12 protein-coding genes and 1 tRNA gene are annotated in these 20,493 nt (G+C 41.4%); 7 read left to right on the forward strand and 6 right to left on the reverse strand.

Annotated features, from left to right (window positions below):
* Nucleotides 1-215: 215 nt before the first annotated feature.
* The 7 genes from MTF67_RS03275 to MTF67_RS03305 all read left to right on the forward strand — a co-directional run bounded on the left by MTF67_RS03275 (nucleotide 216) and on the right by MTF67_RS03305 (nucleotide 15,039).
* A tRNA-His gene (locus tag MTF67_RS03275) sits at nucleotides 216-291 on the forward strand.
* Nucleotides 292-536: 245 nt separating this feature from the next.
* Entirely contained in the window at nucleotides 537-1,862 is a 1,326-nt protein-coding gene (locus tag MTF67_RS03280; RefSeq protein WP_248518689.1) for a hypothetical protein, read from the forward strand.
* 12 nt (nucleotides 1,863-1,874) lie between these two features.
* On the forward strand, nucleotides 1,875-2,987 hold the full coding sequence (locus MTF67_RS03285; RefSeq protein ID WP_248518690.1) for a FecR family protein: 1,113 nt from the start codon (nucleotides 1,875-1,877) through the stop codon (nucleotides 2,985-2,987).
* A 40-nt stretch (nucleotides 2,988-3,027) separates the two neighbouring features.
* Nucleotides 3,028-10,332: an Ig-like domain-containing protein gene (locus tag MTF67_RS03290; RefSeq protein ID WP_248518691.1), complete on the forward strand. Its 7,305-nt coding sequence runs from the start codon at nucleotides 3,028-3,030 to the stop codon at nucleotides 10,330-10,332.
* A complete protein-coding gene (locus tag MTF67_RS03295; RefSeq protein WP_248518692.1) occupies nucleotides 10,333-11,166 on the forward strand; it encodes an MBL fold metallo-hydrolase in 834 nt (277 codons plus the stop codon).
* Between the two features lie 14 nt (nucleotides 11,167-11,180).
* Nucleotides 11,181-13,406: an adenylate/guanylate cyclase domain-containing protein gene (locus MTF67_RS03300; protein ID WP_248518693.1), complete on the forward strand. Its 2,226-nt coding sequence runs from the start codon at nucleotides 11,181-11,183 to the stop codon at nucleotides 13,404-13,406.
* Entirely contained in the window at nucleotides 13,378-15,039 is a 1,662-nt protein-coding gene (locus MTF67_RS03305; protein ID WP_248518694.1) for an HD family phosphohydrolase, read from the forward strand. The genes MTF67_RS03300 and MTF67_RS03305 overlap by 29 nt, the downstream gene beginning before the upstream one ends.
* Before the next feature lie 271 nt (nucleotides 15,040-15,310).
* Here MTF67_RS03305 and MTF67_RS03310 read toward each other — a convergent pair whose 3' ends face one another.
* The 6 genes from MTF67_RS03310 to iscU all read right to left on the reverse strand — a co-directional run bounded on the left by MTF67_RS03310 (nucleotide 15,311) and on the right by iscU (nucleotide 20,492).
* Nucleotides 15,311-16,738: an NAD-dependent succinate-semialdehyde dehydrogenase gene (locus MTF67_RS03310; RefSeq protein WP_248518695.1), complete on the reverse strand. Its 1,428-nt coding sequence runs from the start codon at nucleotides 16,736-16,738 to the stop codon at nucleotides 15,311-15,313.
* 177 nt (nucleotides 16,739-16,915) lie between these two features.
* Nucleotides 16,916-17,254 (reverse strand): ISC system 2Fe-2S type ferredoxin, encoded by a 339-nt coding sequence (gene fdx / locus MTF67_RS03315; RefSeq protein ID WP_248518696.1) that lies wholly within the window; start codon nucleotides 17,252-17,254, stop codon nucleotides 16,916-16,918.
* An 11-nt stretch (nucleotides 17,255-17,265) separates the two neighbouring features.
* Nucleotides 17,266-19,128 (reverse strand): Fe-S protein assembly chaperone HscA, encoded by a 1,863-nt coding sequence (gene hscA / locus MTF67_RS03320; RefSeq protein ID WP_248518697.1) that lies wholly within the window; start codon nucleotides 19,126-19,128, stop codon nucleotides 17,266-17,268.
* Nucleotides 19,129-19,169: 41 nt separating this feature from the next.
* Nucleotides 19,170-19,697 carry a co-chaperone HscB gene (gene hscB / locus MTF67_RS03325; RefSeq protein ID WP_008131647.1) on the reverse strand — a complete coding sequence of 176 codons (528 nt, stop codon included), beginning with the start codon at nucleotides 19,695-19,697 and terminating at the stop codon, nucleotides 19,170-19,172.
* A 75-nt stretch (nucleotides 19,698-19,772) separates the two neighbouring features.
* A complete protein-coding gene (gene iscA, locus MTF67_RS03330; RefSeq protein ID WP_006791976.1) occupies nucleotides 19,773-20,096 on the reverse strand; it encodes an iron-sulfur cluster assembly protein IscA in 324 nt (107 codons plus the stop codon).
* A 12-nt stretch (nucleotides 20,097-20,108) separates the two neighbouring features.
* Nucleotides 20,109-20,492 carry a Fe-S cluster assembly scaffold IscU gene (gene iscU, locus MTF67_RS03335; protein WP_006791975.1) on the reverse strand — a complete coding sequence of 128 codons (384 nt, stop codon included), beginning with the start codon at nucleotides 20,490-20,492 and terminating at the stop codon, nucleotides 20,109-20,111.
* Nucleotide 20,493: the final 1 nt, after the last annotated feature.

Genomic DNA, 20,493 nt, shown 5'->3' on the forward strand with positions numbered 1-20,493 from the left:
ATTTATTCTCATTTATTAATGAATTCATACTATATATATGGCGAATTGTTTATAGTTTTTAATCGCGCATAGCTTGAACAAGCTTTACTGAACTTTCGCTGTACGATAGTGAATTTTTAGATTTTATTTTTAAATTTAATTTTTTTTAATTTAAGGCTTCACAAGGTTTATTATTTTATGTATTATGCGCGCCACACCAAACAAGGTGTGTAGTGGCGGTTGTAGCTCAGTTGGTAGAGCCCCGGATTGTGATTCCGGTTGTCGCGGGTTCAAGCCCCGTCAATCGCCCCATTTTTTTCTCCACAACCTTCCCCTGTGAATAAAAACTACACGTTAATCACCATAAATAAGCTTTTTTAATCCAACTATATCTTCCATTTGTTAGCTCTGTACTGTTCTCGATAAGTTAATATTGATGATTAAAATTAAATATCATTGAATTTATTATGTATTTTCATTAAAAACCGCTTATTTTCTGTTCAAAACCTATTTTTATTGTAAAATATATCTACACTTTTCAAGATATATAACTAAGTATGATTAAACCGATTCTAAAGCTTTTCCTATGTAGTTATTTAACCGCCCTCAGTTTTAGTTCTATTGCACAAAATATTAACAGCTACAGTCAGTTTTTAATCGATGTACAAAAGTTAGTCTCTGAAAAAAAATATCACCAAGCCTACCAGCTAAGCCACGAACAAAACCAGTATTTAGGCGAGCCCACTTATGATTTTTTGTTAGGCGTTTCTGCTTTAAAGTTAAATCATACTGCTGAGGCTATTTTTGCTTTTGAGCGCACCATTGAAAGCAACCCAAAGTGGTATGAAGCGCGTTTATTTTTAGCTCGCGCTTATATGTTGGTAAAAAACTTTCCTGCTGCACAAAATCAAGCCTTAATACTTGTTAACTCATCTATGGCGCCAAACACTATAAAAACCTCTGCAAGGGCATTGCTAGATAAGGTCGCTTTACAAAGTAAACGAGCAGGTGATTTTTATTCTCAAAATATTGAGTTTGCGTTAGGTGTTGATGGCAACGTAAATGCAGGCACTACAGAAGATACAATTATTATTCCTGAAATTGGGGAATTTTTATTATCTCCTGAAAGTAAAAGCACAGATGATAGTTACGCTAAGCTTAATTACTCAGGTAAATACTCTTACCCTATTAACCAACAAAGCACTGTAGTAATAAACGCTAACGCTGGATGGTATAAATTCGCCGAACTGAGTCAGTATGACCGCGTTAATGCCCATTTTAGTGCTGCATACAATTATGATATTGGAAGTATTAATTGGCACGTTCAGGCTTCAACAACGCCTTTAATGCTTGATTCAGAACTTTATAGAACTGAGTCGGCTATTACCTTGGGGGCTGATTTTACGTTATCAGACGGTATTACCCTTTTTGCAGCGCTCAGTGGGGGGGAATTAAACAACCGGTTTGACGACAAGCTCGATAATACATTTTATGCGATTAATACAGGAGTAAGTTATTCAACACAGTATTGGTTTAACCGCTTTAGTGTCAATGTTAAAAATGAAGACGCAGACTTAACTCAGGGAGAATTTAATAGTCGCCAAAGCACCAGTGTGTACTACCAAGCCAACACTCAATTAGCCAAAAATTGGCAATTACTTTCACTTGCTGGTTACCAATGGATTAATTATCAAGAAGATCATCCTTTATTTTTGCAAGAACGTGCCGATAATCTACTTATGCTCTCGGCTACTGTTCGCTACTTAGTTAGTCGTGATTTTGCGTTGCAACTAACCACTAACTACCAGGATAAAAGCAGCAATATTGCTTTGTTCGAATACGACCGTTTAGACATTAATTTAAGCGCCTCTTACTCATTTTAATTTAAGGTATTTATGAAACACATACTTCCTATCATTACCGCCTTACTGTGTGTAAATTTTTATGCGCAAGCAAGTGAGCCAGCGGGTAAAACAATTTTGGCCCGTGGTTCTGTATTAGCAACAAATGAGGCAGCCCAACAACGTCAATTGCAGCGTCGTGATACTGTTTTTGGTATAGACCGAATAACGACTGGCAACCAAAGTAAAGCGCAGTTTTCAATGTTAGATGGCGGTTTAATTTCTTTAAAAGAAAATTCAGAACTTAATATAGCCAATTACCAGTTTGATAAAAATACACAACAAGGGTCTGCATCTATTGAGTTACTCAAGGGCGGCCTGCGTTCTATATCTGGCGTTATCAAAAAAAATGGCGGTGCTTATGACGTCAAAACCCCTGTGGGGTCAATTGGTATTCGTGGCACGCACTTTGAAGTGCAGCTAGTAGGTAGTGATGTATTTATAGCTGTGTGGGATGGTGCAATCGACCTAACACTTACAAATAATAATGTGCTGTCGCTTGGTGATAATGAAGCGTTTTCGTTTGCACAAATTACAAGTACTGGTGATGTTTTTACAACAACGCGTGCCGCAGCTGTATTTGATCAAACCGTTGCAACTATTGAGCCTAATAGCAAAAGTGAAGAAACAGAGCAAACTCAAACAGCCTCAACAAACAACACAATCATAGAAGATGATAGCACAGCAGACGCATACTCTGAGCAGCAATTTCAGGCTGTAGATAACGCCTTTTTAGTTGACCAAATAGCTCAACGCCAAGGTGTTTTTAACTACAGCGCTTCTGATTTTAGTGTGGCTTCAAGTGCTGGAGGCGTTACCGACTTTTCTATGACTATGGCCGTTGATTTTGACAATGGAACAGTGCCCGATGGCGAAATTAGCTTTAATGATGCAGGTGGTACATGGTATGCCGCGTACAGTGGTTTAATAAATGTAAGTGAACTTGATTTAGCTGTTACGTTTGCCTCATACGGAAACAATAAAGCAGAAGGTGATATAGACGCGGTGTTTTTAAATGACCTAGACACCATTATAGGTAACTTTCAGTTGAGTGAAATTAATAATCCAGATGTAAACGCGAGCGGTTCTTTTATTTTAGAACCGTAAACACATTGGATAGACCGCTTTTATTTTGGAGTATTAAATAATGACCGCCAAAAAACACTTTTTGCTTGGTTCAATGATGTTTGTACTAAGTGCTTGCGGAGGCTCAGATGAGCAACAACCTCAAGCGTCAGCGTCAGCGCAAGCGCCTACAGCTACAGTTAACCCACCAGCCGTTGCAAGTTATGTAAATTTAGCGGGCGCTTTAGCCAGTAATAAAACAACACAAATACAGATTTTAGGTGAAAATACCGCGAGTCGCGGCGCTGTGGGCTCAGCTATAGCAAACTCGCAAGCTACTATTGGCTTTACTCAAACAGAAACAGTACAGGGTAATGTTTCATTTTTACTTAATGCCCGCGATCCCGACGGCATTAGCGAAATAAACTTAGTATTACCCGGCGTTAATAAAAGCCTGCCTATTTGCTCATCTGATTGTGGTAATGAATACGAGCGTTCTGTTATTGGGCTAAGCCCATCTATTTATGGTGTAAGTACCGGAGAATTACGCTTAGAAATATGGATAACAGATACACTGCAAAACCAAGTTCTTGCCGATGCAATTACGTTTAGCTGGCAGCCTCATCAAATTGTAGGAGTAACAGCTCAACGAGAAGATCAAGGTATTAACCTTACTTGGCAAGCCAACACTGAGCTAAACCGTTATAACGTATACATTGCCACGCAACCGGGTGTGTCGCCTTCTAATGTTGATGAACTTGAAAATGGCCAGCAATTTTTAAGCATTTCAGACCCTTTTTTTACAATACCAAACACGATTACAAACAAAAGCTATCAAGCTCTTATAACAGGCATAGATGGTAGCGGTGAAAGTGGGTTTTCTAACTTAATAAACATAGCTCCCCTAGGTGGAGAACTTGCTTTTGCTCCTACAGCCAACAACGATATATTTGAAATTGATGAAGATACTGCCCTGCAAGGCAATGTACTAACAAACGATACGAATCCGTATAGTGGACAACTGCGTGCTAATACACAAGTATTAGTAGCCCCTTCGCATGGCTCAGTAACTATGACCGAATCGGGTGATTTTACTTATCAGCCTGCGTTTAACTTTAATGGTGAAGATGCATTTAGCTATCAAATTATTAACGAGCTAGGCAGAACCGACACCGCGGTTGTGGCAATAACTATCAACCCAATTAATGATGCGCCTAATGCCCTAAACAATACCTATAATATTTCAAACGATGGTACGTTAACTGTTTCAGCTCCCGGTTTGTTAGGTAATGATAGCGATGTTGATTTAGATGAACTTACGGTTGATGTAGCGCCTGTTAATGAGCCGCTGCGCGGACAGCTAACCTTATTTGCTGACGGTAGCTTTGAATACCAAGGCGAACCAAATATGCAAGGTGAAGATAGCTTTCAATATAAAGTTATTGATAACCAAGGCGGTGAAGCTACAGCAACTGTATTTATTGTAAGCACCAATACTAACTCGGCCCCCGTTGCTAATAACGATAGTTATAACGTAAACGAAGATAATACCCTTGTTATCTCTGCAGAAAATGGGGTACTTAGCAATGATACCGATCCTAACGATGACACATTTACGGTAGACGACACCTTTATAGTTGCACCTACTCATGGGCAACTTTTACTTAGCATTGATGGCAGCTTTAGTTACATACCTGATGCTAACTTTAATGGGGTAGACCAGTTTCAATATGCAGCCATTGACTCCCAGGGTGCTAGTGCCACAGCAACTGTCACTATCATTGTAAATAGCCAGCCAGATAACCCGGTTGCGCAAAACGATGCATATCAGTTTAGCCGAAATAGTCTATTTTCAGTCTCAGCTGAAAGTGGCCTACTAGCAAACGACTTTAATATAGAAACTGGCGAACTTACTGTTAACACCACACCTGTTACAGTGCCTCAAAACGGCACGCTCAATTTAAATAGTGATGGTTCATTCACTTATCAACCCAATGCTGATTTTTCTGGGGTCGATAGTTTTTCTTATTCAATTTCAAACGATCAGGGCTTAACCGCAACCGCTCAAGTAACCCTGAGTGAAAGTGGAAATAACACCTTCCCTGAGGCAAGCGATGATCAGTTCACCATAGCCGAAGATAGCAGCGCAACACAGCTTAATGTACTAGCAAATGACACAGACGCTGACGGCGATACCATTACACTATTTAATGTAAATAGCACACTTGGCTCAGCAAGCATTGTTAATGGGCAAATTGAATATACCCCGCCGGCCAACTTTTCTGGGCAAACTGTTCTTACCTACAGTATTACTGATGGGTATGAAAATGGCTCTCCTGGTGAGAAAGACAGTACCGCAAGTGTTACGATTATTGTAACGCCTGTAAATGATGCACCCGTTGCAAACGCTGACTTTGCTACCATAAATGAAGACGCAATTGCATTGCTCATTGACGTTTTAGCCAATGATTCAGATATTGACGGCGACAGCTTAATATTAAGCGAGGTCTCTGCCGACAGTGGCACTGCGCTAATTGTTGAAAATCAAATTCAGTACGCACCCGCCCCCGATGCAAATGGTGTAGCAACGGTGACTTATTCAATAAAAGATGCGCAAGATGCAAATGCGACTTCAACACTGAGCATTACTATTTTACCAATCAACGATGCGCCCGTTGCCACTGCCGATACCGCAACCATGGATGAAGATGCGGCACCTATTGCTATTGACGTACTCGCTAACGATTCAGATGTGGATGGCGACAGCTTAGTAATCAGTAACGCCACTGCCGATGTGGGTGCTGTAAGTGTTGTAAACAACCAAATTCAATACACGCCTGCAGCTAATGCAAACGGTGTTGCAACGGTCACTTACACGGCAAGCGATAATAACGGTGGAACGGCTAGCAGCACATTAGCGATTACTATCAACCCAATCAACGATGCACCCGTTGCAACCGCTGATACCGCAACTATGAATGAAGATGCGGCGCCCATTACTATTGATGTACTCGCTAACGATTCAGATGTGGATGGCGACAGCTTAGCAATAAGTACCGCGAGCGCTGATGTAGGCACTGCAACTATTGTAAATAACCAAATTCAGTACACGCCTGCTGCTAATGCAAACGGCGTTGCAACGGTGACTTACACTGCAAGCGATAATAACGGTGGAACGGCTAACAGCACATTAGCGATTACTATCAACCCAATAAACGATGCACCCGTTGCAACCGCTGATACTGCAAATATAGATGAAGATGCAGCGCCTATTACTATTGATGTACTCGCTAACGATTCAGATGTGGATGGCGACAGCTTAGTAATCAGTAACGCCACTGCCGATGTGGGTGCTGTAAGTGTTGTAAACAACCAAATTCAATACACGCCTGCAGCTAATGCAAACGGTGTTGCAACGGTCACTTACACGGCAAGCGATAATAACGGTGGAACGGCTAGCAGCACATTAGCGATTACTATCAACCCAATCAACGATGCCCCCGTTGCCACTGCTGATACTGCAACCATGAATGAAGATGCAGCGCCTATTACTATTGATGTACTCGCGAACGACTCTGATGTAGATGGTGATGGCTTAGTGATCAGTAACACCACTGCCGATGTGGGTGCTGTAAGTGTTGTAAATAACCAAATTCAGTACGCGCCTGCAGCTAATGCAAACGGCGTTGCAATGGTGACTTACACTGCGAGCGATAATAACGGTGGAACGGCTAACAGCACATTAGCGATTACTATCAACCCAATAAACGATGCCCCCGTTGCAACCGCTGATACCGCAACTATGGATGAAGATGCGGCGCCCATTACTATTGACGTACTCGCTAACGATTCAGACGTGGATGGCGACAGCTTAGTAATAAGTACCGCGAGCGCTGATGTAGGCACTGCAACTATTGTAAATAACCAAATTCAGTACACGCCTGCTGCTAATGCAAACGGCGTTGCAACGGTGATTTACGCTGCGAGCGATAATAATGGTGGAACGGCTAGCAGCACATTAGCGATTGCTATCAACCCAATCAACGATGCACCCGTTGCAACCGCTGATACCGCAACTATGGATGAAGATGCAGCGCCTATCACTATTGATGTGCTCGCTAACGATTCAGATGTGGATGGGGACAGCTTAGTAATTAGTACTGCGAGTGCTGATATAGGCACGGCAACGATTGTAAATAACCAAGTTCAATACACGCCTGCTGATAATACAAATGGTGTTGCAACGGTAACTTACACTGCAAGTGATAACAATGGTGGAACGGCTAGCAGCACATTAGCAATTACTATCAACCCAATAAACGATGCACCCATTGCCACTGCCGATACCGCAACCATGGATGAAGATGCGGCGCCTATTACTATTGATGTACTCGCTAACGATTCAGACGTGGATGGCGATAGCTTAGTAATAAGTAACGCGAGCGCTGATGTAGGTACGGCAACTATTGTAAACAACCAAATTCAGTACACACCAGAGGCTAATGCAAACGGCGTGGCAACGGTGGCCTACACTGCAAGTGATAATAATGGTGGAACGGCTAACAGTACATTGGCCATTACCATCAACCCAATCAATGATGCGCCCATAGTTACTGAGCAAAGCTTTAGCATTAACGAGGAAGCGACAGATTCCGACATTATAGGAATCATTGTTGCAACTGATAATGAAAACCAAGATTTAACTTACGTATTAGCCGGCGGTGATTTTGCTTTATTTAACATAAATGCATCATCTGGCATTTTAAGCGTGAATGGCGAAACCCCTTTTGACTATGAAACCAAAACTCAATACATATTAAATATTCAAGTAACAGATAACGGCACACCTAATGAAACGACTGCGGTTAATATCACGGTTAATATAATTGATGTTGCCGAGCCACTAATTCCTGTTGAAGATACATCATTTGGTCGCCCTATTTCAGGGCAGCTTGATCTAGGCAGCGTATTTTCAAGTGGGCAATTTAATGACAGCATAGTGCTTAACAACAATTTATATTTTGTGGGCTTTACCAATAATGCAGACAAAGACATTCTTATTGTTTCGTACACTAATAACGGCGGTGCAAATACCGCATTTAATACCACAGGCACTAAAATACTTGATTTAGAGCAAGATGAAGAAGCCACTGCCATTATTTCCGACGGCACCGATTTGTTTATTGCCTACTCTAGTTTTGATGGCAGTAATAACGAAGCGTGCGTACTTAAGATGGATCTTGCAGGAGCATTAAGAACTGGCTCAGATGATGACGATGACGGAGAAAGTAACACGGGTATAAAGTGTACAACGCTAAACAGTACCAGCGTTATTAATGACCTTGAAGTTAATGGTAGTGAATTAGTGGCTGTAGGCAAGCACTTTGATGGTACTCAAACCGATAGCCTATGGATACATTATAAAACCGACGACTTGTCATTTGAAAACTCCACACCCGCTATCGTTGATGTAAGTGGTGCTAATCGCGATGATGAAGGCTACGCAGTTAAAAACTTTGAAAACTCAGACTATTTAGTTGTGGGCAGCATGACCGATGCTGATGGTACTAAAAACTCACTTCTTCGCTATTTAAAAGCAAATGGAGATAACGATGGTAATTTTAATGGTGGCGTTCCACTTATCATTAACTTATCAAGCGACTTAGGCCAACCAGATAGCAACAAAGACGATGAGTTATTTGCGATTGGTGGTTTAGCAGATTCTAATTTTATAGCTTTTGCGGGTGGCTATATGACACGGCAAACAGGTGAAAAAGAAGCTGTTATGTTAGCCATTGATAAAAATGGCGAGCTAGTGACCAGTTTTGATACCGACGGAATAGCAATTTATGACATTGATGGTGAAAGTGGAGGCACCGGTAACGGGGTTATAAATGGCGGCGCTCAAGTAACGGGTATTCAATACGAGCCAATTAAAAATGAAATAATGCTCTCGGGCACAACGGGTATACCTGTTGCAGAACAAGTATTTACAGCTCGCGTAATTAGCTCAACTGGTTTACTTGATGATACGTACGGTGAATCTGGAGTCAGCATTCTTTCAGGCATAGATGCTAAACAAATTGTAAACACAACGTCTATCGACTCTAACGATACTTTATGGGTAGCTGGCATTGATGACGACACCAATACTAAACCATTTATTGGAGCGATAACCGATCAAGCCGCATTATTTACTAATTTCAATAGCACAGGTTATTTAACAGTTGATGAAATAAGCGAAGCGTCAAACGATAAATCAATGAAATTGATACAACTTAGTAATGGCGCTCAAGCAGGTAAATATATGCTTGCCTCAACAGCCGAAACAAACGGTGTAATAAAATTAGTATTAACCCGTTTTACCAGCACAGGCGCAATAGATACAAGCTTTAGTAAAACGGGCCACAAAGAAATTGCCATAGAGTTAAACTCGCAACACGTTGCGTTAGCTGAATTAAACAATGGCAACTTATTACTTGCTGGTGCTAAAAAAACCACCAATGGCTCGCAAGGTTTTGTAGCCAAAGTGGACCAAGACGGCTCCCTCGACACAACATTTGCAACCGATGGCATCTATGTAACCAACATTGAAAATACCGAGGCGCTTACATTATCAGATATAGCAATAACCAATAGTAACAATATTGTTGCAGTGGGCACTGCAACGCAATCTGCAAACGCACAGTCATTTGCAATGATGCTCACAGCGCAAGGGGTACTTGCTACAAGCTTTGGCACTGAAGGCGTTTTATTAGGGTTAACGGGTGAGGATTTTTCTAAAATTCACATTGATAACAATGAGATTTTTATTGCTGGTGAATTAGTAACAGGTGCTGATTCAGCATTAATTGCGCTCAAACTTAACTTAACCGGCAATGAGTTGTTTAGATATTCAGGTACCGATACGCCTAACATCAACAACAAAGTAGCCAGTGTACTAACCGACTCATCTGGCGCAATCTATTTAGTTGCAAATTTAGTCGCTACACCTGATAAAGCGAATGTTGTGCGCCTGCTTTCGTCGGGCTCATTAGATACAAGCTTTGCTGACAATGGCGTTGGCCAATATAGTTTAGCTGTAACCGGCAATACTTTAATTAAAGGTGCCAAGCTAGATAGCACTGATAAACTTATATTAGTCGGTACCAGTAACAACCAGGGCGTAATTGCACGAATTACTACAAATGGTGAGCTTGATAACACATTTGGTACTAGTGGAGTTGGTTATTACCAAGCTAACCTGTGTACAAATTCACTCGTATTTTCCTCGTTGATTCTACAAACTGACACGCAAATAGCCTTAAGTAGCACTTGCGATAATGGTAGCTCAAATAATATCAGTGTATCTAAGTTTGATTTTTATCCGGATGGAGTTGAGCCATAAATGAAAGTCGAATTATTTGGGGTAAGAGGCTCAATGCCTACACCCGGTAGCGATACCCATCTATATGGTGGGAATACATCGTGTACTTATGTGACAAAAAATAATGGCAGTTCACTGATATTAGACTCGGGCACTGGAATAGCAAAACTTGGAGATTATTTACTCGAGCAGCAAAGCCCCATTTATATTTTGCTCACTCACAATCATTGGGATCATATTCAGGGCTTTCCTTTTTTTAAACCTATTTATCAAGCAAATCGCGATATAACAATTGTTGCGGGTGATGTTGATGATAAAGGTAGCCAACACGCTATTTTAAAACAAATGAGTGGCTCTTATTTCCCTGTTCGCCATCAAGATTTACCGTCAAACATTACGCTCAATACTGAGCTTTCGGCGCAAACGCAATTTAACCTTAATGGTTTTTCTATCTCCACCGCACCGCTAAATCACCCTGGTGGCGGAACTGCTTATTGCTTATTTGCTGATGGCGCGAAGGTGGCATATGTGACCGACAACGAGCTTAACCCACCTCAGCAAACTAAAACCAGTATTAGCGAGTGGGCAGCATTTATAGAAGGGGCCGATTTACTTATACATGACGCTCAACTTATTGATGCTGACTTACCATTAAAACATGGCTGGGGCCACAGCACTATTGACCAAGTTGCTCAACTTGCAATAAAAGCGAAAGTCAAAAACATGGTGATAATCAGTCACGACCCATCAAGAACCGATGAGCAACTTATCGAAATAGAACGTTATTTAAAAACAAGCTACGGCAAGGATGTGCGTATTGAATGTGGTAAAGAGGGGCGCGTTTTTGAATTTTAAATGCGCTAGGAGCTTTGACTATTAACCTATTAAAAAAAATAACATCAAAGCATTTTTATATTGGTGTATTGATCACATTACTCATAGCATCTATTGAATTTTTTTCGACAGGCGCTGTAGCTAAACTTTTAAACCGAGTTGAAGGGATTATTTACGATTCACGCTTACAACTAACCCTTGCAGAGACACCAAGAAAAGTAAATGAATCTGTAGTGATCATCGATATTGATGAAAAAAGCATGCAAGAACAGGGGCGCTTCCCTTGGAGTCGCTCTAAAGTAGCTGAGCTAGTAACTAAATTGACTGACGCTGGTGTTATTGTTATCGCCTTCGATATATTTTTTTCGGAGCCTGAAGTAAACCCAGTCACTAAAATCATAACTGAACTTCCTGACTTTTCGGCAAAGTATTCGACCCCCCTTTCGACAATAAAACAACAAGTAGATGCCGATACAAAATTGGCTAAAGCGCTGGCAAAAAATGATATTACCTTAGGGTTTTTATTAATTAACGACAAATTAAGTGAGCATAAAGCGCCATCTAAAAGTAGCGTGGTTTGGCGAGAAGATGATCACATCAACTCGCAAATTAATGACTACCCGGGTGCTATTATTAATATCCCTCATTTACAAAATGCCGCATCAGGCCAAGGTTTTATTAATGCACATAGTGATGAAGATGGCTTTATACGAAAAGCAGCATTGATTAATCGTGTAGGTGATACCCTTTACCCTTCGTTGGCCCTTGAGGCCGCCCGTTTGTACACATTAGCCAACACAATAGAAACACGCTCAACGACATCAAATGGTATAACCCTATTTGAAGGCATTAAGTTTCACAATAAATGGATCCAAACCGATGAATACGGACAAGTACTTATTCCTTATAAAGGCGGCGCTCGAAGCTTTCCATATTACTCAGCAACCGATGTGCTAACCCAACGAGTTGGCTTGAAAGAGCTTGAAGGAAGCGTTGCGTTTATTGGCACCTCTGCTGTGGGGTTGGCTGACTTACGATCCACCCCTGTGGGCTTACAATACCCGGGAGTTGAAGTTCATGCCAATATATTTGAAGGACTCATGAACCCACAACTACTTCCTTCAAAACCGAGTTGGTCACTTGGCGCCAGTTTGATCATTATTATTATTACTGGCCTTGTGCTGTCGTTTTTTAGTATTGGCAAAACCGCACGTTTTATTTTGGCACTCTCAATTATTGTTGCTGGTGTTGTCGTCGCTATAAATTTTTATTTGTGGTCAGCACAAAAGGTGAGCCTTCCTTTATTCATGACCTTATTACTCACGACTCTTCTGGCTAGCTATTACATTATTGTTGGTTCTATTGCTGAAATGAAACACAGCAAAAAAATAAAAACGATGTTTGACCAATATGTACCACCAGAACGTATCAACCAACTTATAGAGCAAGGCGGTAACCTAGTTAAAACCAGTGAACGCAGAAATATGACTGTTTTATTTGCCGATATAAGAGGTTTTACGTCACTGTCTGAGAGCATGTCGGCTCATCAATTAAGTGAGTATTTAAACCAATACTTAAGCTCTATTACTAAAATAATATTTGATAATAATGGTACTATCGACAAATACGTTGGCGATATGGTCATGGCATTTTGGAATGCCCCGTTACTAGATAAAGACCACGCCCAACACGGCGTAGAAGCGGCTCTAGCAATGACCGAAGGCCTAGCAGAAATAAACGCCGTGTTTGCACAGCAAAACCTTCCTGCAATTAGTATTGGAGTAGGCTTAAGCTCTGGCGATATGAATGTAGGAGACATGGGTTCAATATATCGTAAAGCCTATACAGTTTTGGGTGATGCGGTTAACTTAGGTGCTAGAGTCGAAAGCTTGACCAAGTTTTACGGTGTCGCTATTCTGGTCACTGAAGAAACAATGCAAGCTTGCTCAGCAATTACTTTTAGGCTCATAGATAAAGTACAGGTGGTTGGGAAAAAAACCTCAATTGCACTATATGAACCCATAAATTATACGAATAAGCTCAATAAAATACAGCTTAAAGAAATAGATAACTCGCTTAAAGCCATCACGCTTTTCCATAACAAAGAATGGGAAAATGCGCTTAGCTTATTTGAGCAATTAGAAAATAACGCTGTATTAAACGCAGGCGTTTACCGTGTTTACATAGAAAGAATACAAAGTACAGATATACAAACACTCGCTAAGGATTGGAATGGTGCCTTCGTACATACAAAAAAGTAGCAAAAATATGCCTCAGCACATTAAAGACAGAACAAACCTTCAGCACTTTATCGATATTAGTATTCGCCTTACTACCGAAAAAGAGCCACAACTGCTGTTAGACGAAATTTTACAAGTTGTCATGTCTATCGCTAACTCAGATGCAGGCAGTATATATTCGATTACAGAAGATGATCAGCTTAAGTTTGAAACAGTGATCAATAAATCACTTAACTTATACTTGGGTGGCGGTTCAGATCGTTTTGTTAGCTTTCCCAACATTGACTTGTGTATCGATGGCAAACCAAACCAACGAGCAATCGTTGCCCATGCTGTTAATTCAGGCAAAGTAATTAATATTCCTGATGTTTACGCTGCACTGCCATTTGATATGAGCGCTGCGCGTGAAATGGATGCTCGTACGGGTTATCGTACGCAATCAATGCTAACTATTCCTTTAAAAGATCACCAAGATGATATTTTAGGTGTGATACAGCTTATAAACGTAAAAGATAGCAACAATAATATTATTCCCTTTAGTGAAGAGCTCGTCACGCTAATACGCTCGTTTGCTTCATTAGGGGCTATTGCATTAACTAACTCATCACTGATTAAAGAAATGGAAGAGTTGTTTTCTACTTTTGCTGAAACCATTGCAATGGCTATCGATGAAAAGTCTCCCCATACCGGTGGACATTGTAAGCGTGTACCCGCATTAACGTTAATGCTGGCCGATGCGGTAAATGCAATAAGTAAGGGCCCATTAGCGTCATTTTCTATGAGCGACTCAGACCGTCATCAATTAGATATAGCTGGCTGGTTACATGACTGCGGAAAAATCGCCACCCCCGATCACATCATGGAAAAAGCAACTAAATTAGAAACCATTTTTGATCGTATCAGCTTCATAGACGCCAAATTTGAGATCATTAGCCGAGATTTAAAAATTAACTACCAAGAACAAATAATCTCAGCAATGAAAAATGGTAAGCCTGTAGAGGTGCAGCAACTCGAACGACTGCTCGATACCGAGCTTAAGCAAGTTGCACTGGACCGTGCTTTATTACAACGCATAAATGTAGGCGGGGAATTTTTAGGTGACAAAGAACTTGCCCAAATAGAACGCATTGCACAACACTACCACTTAGTGATCAATGACGTAAAAACACCACTGCTCAATGATGATGAAGTTGAAAACCTGTCAATACGAAGAGGAACGCTCACCGCTGGCGAGCATGATGTCATGAAGCGTCATATGGATGTCACTAAAAATATTTTAGACGCCCTGCCGTTCCCTAAACACTTAAGTAAAGTATCTGAGTATGCATTAGGGCATCATGAAAAACTCGACGGTACAGGTTACCCAAGGGGTCTCACCAAAGAGCAAATGTCGGTGCCTGCTCGACTAATGGCAATTACCGATATATTTGAAGCACTTTCAGCGGTAGATAGGCCTTACAAAAAGGCAAAGCCGGTAAGTGAGTGTTTATTTATACTCGGTACTATGGTCGAAAAAAACCACTTAGACCCTGATATTTTCGCTGTTTTTATCGAATCCGGCGTGTACAAAAATTATATTAGTGAATACGCAAATCCAGAACAGCTTGATGACGTAGACCTTAATAACCTACCTGGATATAAACCAATCCGTTAATGCCCTACTAAAATTAACGACGCTGAACAAAAAAATGCCACCTTACGGTGGCATTTACACACGGGGTTATTTCTACTTATAGAAATCCTTTTACTTTTTATTTGGTTTTTAGTGTTGTTTTATTAACAAAAAATATGTGGCAAAGGTAGCACTTAGTCCTTGCTGTATCAATAGCAAAAAGAAAAGTTCATGATTTCGCCATATTATTGTAATAAACAAACGTTACCGAAACACAGCCTAAGAACCTTAAGCGTAAAATCGCGGATTGCTATTAAATTTTAATACACACGTACTTTTCTTCTAGGTATTCATTAAGTCCTTGGTGTCCACCCTCTCGCCCTAAGCCAGATTGTTTTACCCCACCAAACGGGGCAACGGGGTTTGATATTACCCCTTCATTTACGCCTATCATGCCAAACTCAAGTCCTTCGCTAATGCGGTAAACTTGTTTTAAATCTTGGCTATAAAAATAAGCGGCTAAACCATAGGGCACATCATTAGCAAGCGAAAGCACTTCTGCTTCTTCATCAAAAGGGATGACCGTTAATACAGGGCCAAATACTTCTTCGTGGTATATATCCATTTCAGTCGTTACGTTAGTAACAATGAGCGGGTTTTGAAAGCTGCCGCCTAAGCTGCTGTTATCCCCTATTAGGTCTGCGCCTTTATCAAGTGCATCTTGCACAAGCTGCTGCACTTTCTCTTTCGCTTTTGGGTAAATAAGGGGGCCAATATCTACGTCCTCTTCAAACCCATTGGCTACTTTTAATGAGGCTACTTTAGGCGTAATTTTACTCAGCACTTCATCTAAAATACTGCGCTGAATAAAAATGCGGTTTGCGGCTACACAAGCTTGGCCACTGTTTCTAAATTTAGCCGCCATAAGCCCGTCAATCGCATCATCCAGATCCGCATTATCAAAAATGATAAACGGCGCATTGCCACCTAATTCCATTGAGGTACGCTTAACCGTGTCGGCACATTGCTTAAGTAATTGGCTACCAACACCTGTAGAGCCAGTAAAAGTAAACTTACGGATAATATGTGAGTCAGTGAGCATTTTACCCACTGTTTTAGCGTCTTGCGATACAAGTACGTTAAATGCCCCTTTGACAAAGCCAGCTTGGTCGGCTAGGTATGCTAATGCAATCGCGCATAGCGGCGTATGCTCAGAAGGCTTTAATATAAAACTACAGCCTGCAGCATATGCTGGCGCCACTTTACGTGTCACCATAGCAACCGGGAAGTTCCAAGGAGTAATACCTGCTACAACGCCTACAGGCTGCTTAAAACTGGTTAAACGGTGGTTATTGTCGGTAGGTGGGATCACATCGCCATAACTTCGCTTAGCTTCTTCTGCAAACCATTTTATAAAGCCTGCGCCGTAATCTATTTCGCCCAGCGATTCTTTAAGTGGCTTACCTTGCTCTTTAGTCATTAGCTCAGCTAATGTTTGTTTGTGCTTGATCACAAGCTCATACCAGCGCATTAGCGTTTCACTACGCTCAGTGGCGTTAGTGTTTTTTAATTTTACAAAAGCGCCCTGTGCGGCAGTTATGGCGCTATTGACGCCTTGCTCGTCTATATCACTTACTTCAATAATACTTTGTTGGGTAGCGGGATCGTTAACGCTAAAGTGTTCATTGGTTTTATAAAATTCACCATCAATAAACGAGTCACAAAAAATTAGATTACTCAAAGTACACCTCCGAAAAATATTTTAGGGGTTAGCTTTTAATGCGTGGCATAGAGCCAAGGCTAACTCTTTACGTCTACAAAATAACTTACGAGCTTTACTCGTCACGCCTACAATTTACAAACAAAAAAGCCGCTGTATTAAACAGCGGCTTTTAATAGATTAGTCGTTAATTAAAAACTAGTGCTCTTCATTAACGATATTGAGATTGTACTTAGGTATTTCAACCACTAAGTCTTCATCTTTAATTATTGCTTGGCAACCAAGGCGCGACTCAGGCTCTAAGCCCCACGCTTTGTCTAGCATATCGTCTTCTAGGTCGTCACTTTCATCAAGTGAATCAAACCCTTCACGAATAACTAAATGACACGTAGTACACGCACACGACTTTTCACATGCATGTGGAATGCTTATGCCATTTTTAAGCGCCGCGTCGAGCACAGTTTGCCCCTCAGGTGCTTCAATTGCAGCGCCGTCAGGACACAATTCAGGATGTGGAAGAAAAACAATTTGTGGCATTCTGATCTCTCTTAAATGTTGTCTACTGACTGACCCGTTAGGGCTTTTTTAATTGATGCATCCATTCTGCGCGATGCAAATTCACTACTGGCGTTATCTACTTTTTCGATAGCCGCTTTAATTTCGCTAGGTTGTTGAGCATTTTCGCGCACTTTTACCAGCTCTGCAATTTCAGCTCTTAAACTTGTAAGCTGAGCGTCATCAAGTAACGCGCCATCAGCATCTAATGAAGCATTTAGTGCCTCAATAACACGAAGAGCCTCAACTTGTTGCTCTTTAAGCATACGTGCTTGCATGTCGTCTTTTGCGTTGCTCATCGACTCTTTTAGCATATTAGCCACTTGGTCGTCAGATAAACCAAACGAAGGTTTAACCTGAATTTCGGCTTGCACACCCGTTGATTTTTCCATCGCTGAGACACTTAATAAACCATCAGCATCTACTTTAAAGGTAACCCGAATATGCGCAGCGCCAGCTGCCATTGGTGGAATACCTTTTAAGCTAAACTTAGCAAGTGAACGACAATCGTCAACTAGCTCACGCTCACCTTGTAATACATGCAAAGACATCGCCGTTTGGCCATCTTTAAACGTCGTAAATTCTTGAGCACGCGCTACCGGAATAGTGGTGTTACGCGGAATAATTTTTTCAACCAAACCGCCCATGGTTTCGAGTCCAAGCGACAGTGGCAGTACATCAAGTAATAACATGTCTGAGTCTGGCTTATTGCCAATGAGCACGTCTGCTTGCAGTGCTGCACCCAATGCCACAACGCGGTCAGGGTCGATTGAGGTTAGCGGTTCTTTATCAAAAAAGCTATGTACTTGGCTGCGTACCAGTGGCATACGCGTTGAACCGCCGACCATAATAACTTGTAAAACTTCTTCGTTTTCAATGCCAGCATCTTTAACAGCTCGGCGACACGAACGCAGTGTTTTTTTAACCAGTGGCATAGCCATTTCGTCAAATGTTTCGCGCGTTACTTCTACCGTGTGGTTTTGCCCGTCAAACTCAAGCCCTACATTTACTTTTGCGTATTGGCTTAACGCTTCTTTACAGGCTTTTGCTTTGTTAATAAATAAACGTAAAACCGAAGGTGATAACGCTGATACACCGGTTTGCTGCTTAAAGTAGTCAACGAGTAGTGAATCAAAATCGTCACCACCTAAGCTTGAGTCGCCGCCAGTTGCCATTACTTCAAACACACCTTGGTGTAAACGAAGAACAGAAATATCAAATGTACCACCGCCTAAGTCGTAAACGGCAATGATCCCTTCTTGGCCCGAATCTAAGCCATAGGCAACAGCCGCCGCTGTTGGCTCGTTTAACAAGCGTAATACGTTAATGCCAGCAAGCTCTGCGGCATCTTTAGTACTTTGACGCTGAGCATCATCGAAATACGCAGGAACGGTAATAACAGCGCCTAAAATCTCTTGGTTGCCAAAACTTTGTTCTGCACGCGCTTTCAACGCGGCTAATATGTGGCTTGACGCTTTAACTGGGCTGACTTTTCCAGCCTCTGTTTGAATGGCAAGCGAGCCATTATCTTCACAAAATTCATACGGTAATTGGCCGTAGCTTTGCTCTATTTCAGCCTGTGTTTTACCTAAAAAACGCTTTACCGAAATAAGTGTATTTGCGGGGTCTTGTGTTGCAGCTTGAGCCGCATCGCTACCCACAGTAATACCACCGGCTTGATAACGAACAACCGACGGCAACATTGCCGCACCTAACTCATCTGTTAAAGTGCGCGCTTCGCCACTTTGTACGGTAGCAACTAATGAATTAGTAGTACCAAGGTCAATACCTATGGCTAGTTTATGTTCGTGTGGTGCCGCGCTTTGCCCCGGCTCAGCAATTTGCAATAATGCCATAATGCTCTTTAAACTCGTTTTGCTCGCTTTACAGCAAGTAATTAATCGTCAAATAAACTGTCTTCAATGCGTTCTAGTTCGTCACGTAATTTATAAACAAACTTCAGTTTACGAATATTATCGGCAGCGAGTTGGTACTGTTGCTCGTTGCTGCTTGCTAACTGTTCTGCAAGTTGTGCACTGTATTGCTCGTTAAGTTGTTTTATTTGTTTTTCAAAATTAGCAATGGCCGCATCCGGGTCACTCGCTGATGCAAGCTCTTCAAGCTCTTCGCGCAATTCCATTTGTTGCATTAAAAATAATGGATCTTGCAGTGTTTGTTGCTCAGCGCGAATATCAACTCCCAGTTCGCTTAACATATACTCAGCACGTTTAACTGGGTGCTTAAGTGTTTGCAAGGCATCGTTAATTTCAGCTGCGCTTTGCACCGACATTAACTTATCACGGCTGCTTGCATTGGCATGGCGGTCGGGATGTACAGCACGCTGCAATTCTAGGTAATTTTTATTAATCGTTGCTAAATCAATATTATAATCAACGGGCACTGCAAATAATTCAAAGTAACGCATAGCTTCAACCAGTAATATTCAGAAATAACAAAGCCCTACAGTTGCAGGGCTTCAAAATACAATTACACGTAGCAATTAAACGGTAAAGCTTTCGCCACAACCACACTCGTCAGCTTGGTTAGGGTTATTAAATTTAAACCCTTCATTTAAGCCTTCTTTAGTGTAGTCGAGCTCTGTGCCATCGATGTAAACTAAGCTTTTTGCGTCAACTATTAAAGTAACGCCTTTAGCCGCAAAGGTTTCATCGTCTTCGTTTAACTCGTCAACAAACTCAAGTACATAAGCAAGACCTGAACAGCCCGTCGTTTTAATGCCAACGCGCAGACCTAACCCTTTGCCGCGGTTTGCTAAAAATGATTGTACGCGGTTTGCTGCCGCATCTGTCAATGTCACTGCCATGAGTTTCTCTTCTTACTTCGCTTGTTTGCTTTTGTAGTCTGCAATTGCTGCTTGAATTGCATCTTCGGCTAAAATTGAACAGTGAATTTTCACTGGTGGTAATTCTAGCTCAGCACTGATATCAGTGTTTTTGATGGTTGCTGCTTCATCAAGTGTTTTACCCTTAACCCACTCTGTTACAAGTGAAGAAGAGGCAATTGCGCTACCACAACCGTAGGTTTTGAATTTTGCATCTTCAATAACGCCAGTATCCGATACTTTAATTTGCAATTTCATTACGTCACCACATGCTGGTGCGCCTACCATACCCGTTGCCACTGACGGATCGTTTTTGTCTAGAGCACCTACGTTACGTGGGTTTTCTACGTGGTCGATTACTTTATCACTGTACGCCATA

The organism is Pseudoalteromonas sp. 2CM32C, from assembly GCF_023161925.1.
In the GTDB taxonomy this organism is placed as follows: domain Bacteria; phylum Pseudomonadota; class Gammaproteobacteria; order Enterobacterales; family Alteromonadaceae; genus Pseudoalteromonas; species Pseudoalteromonas marina.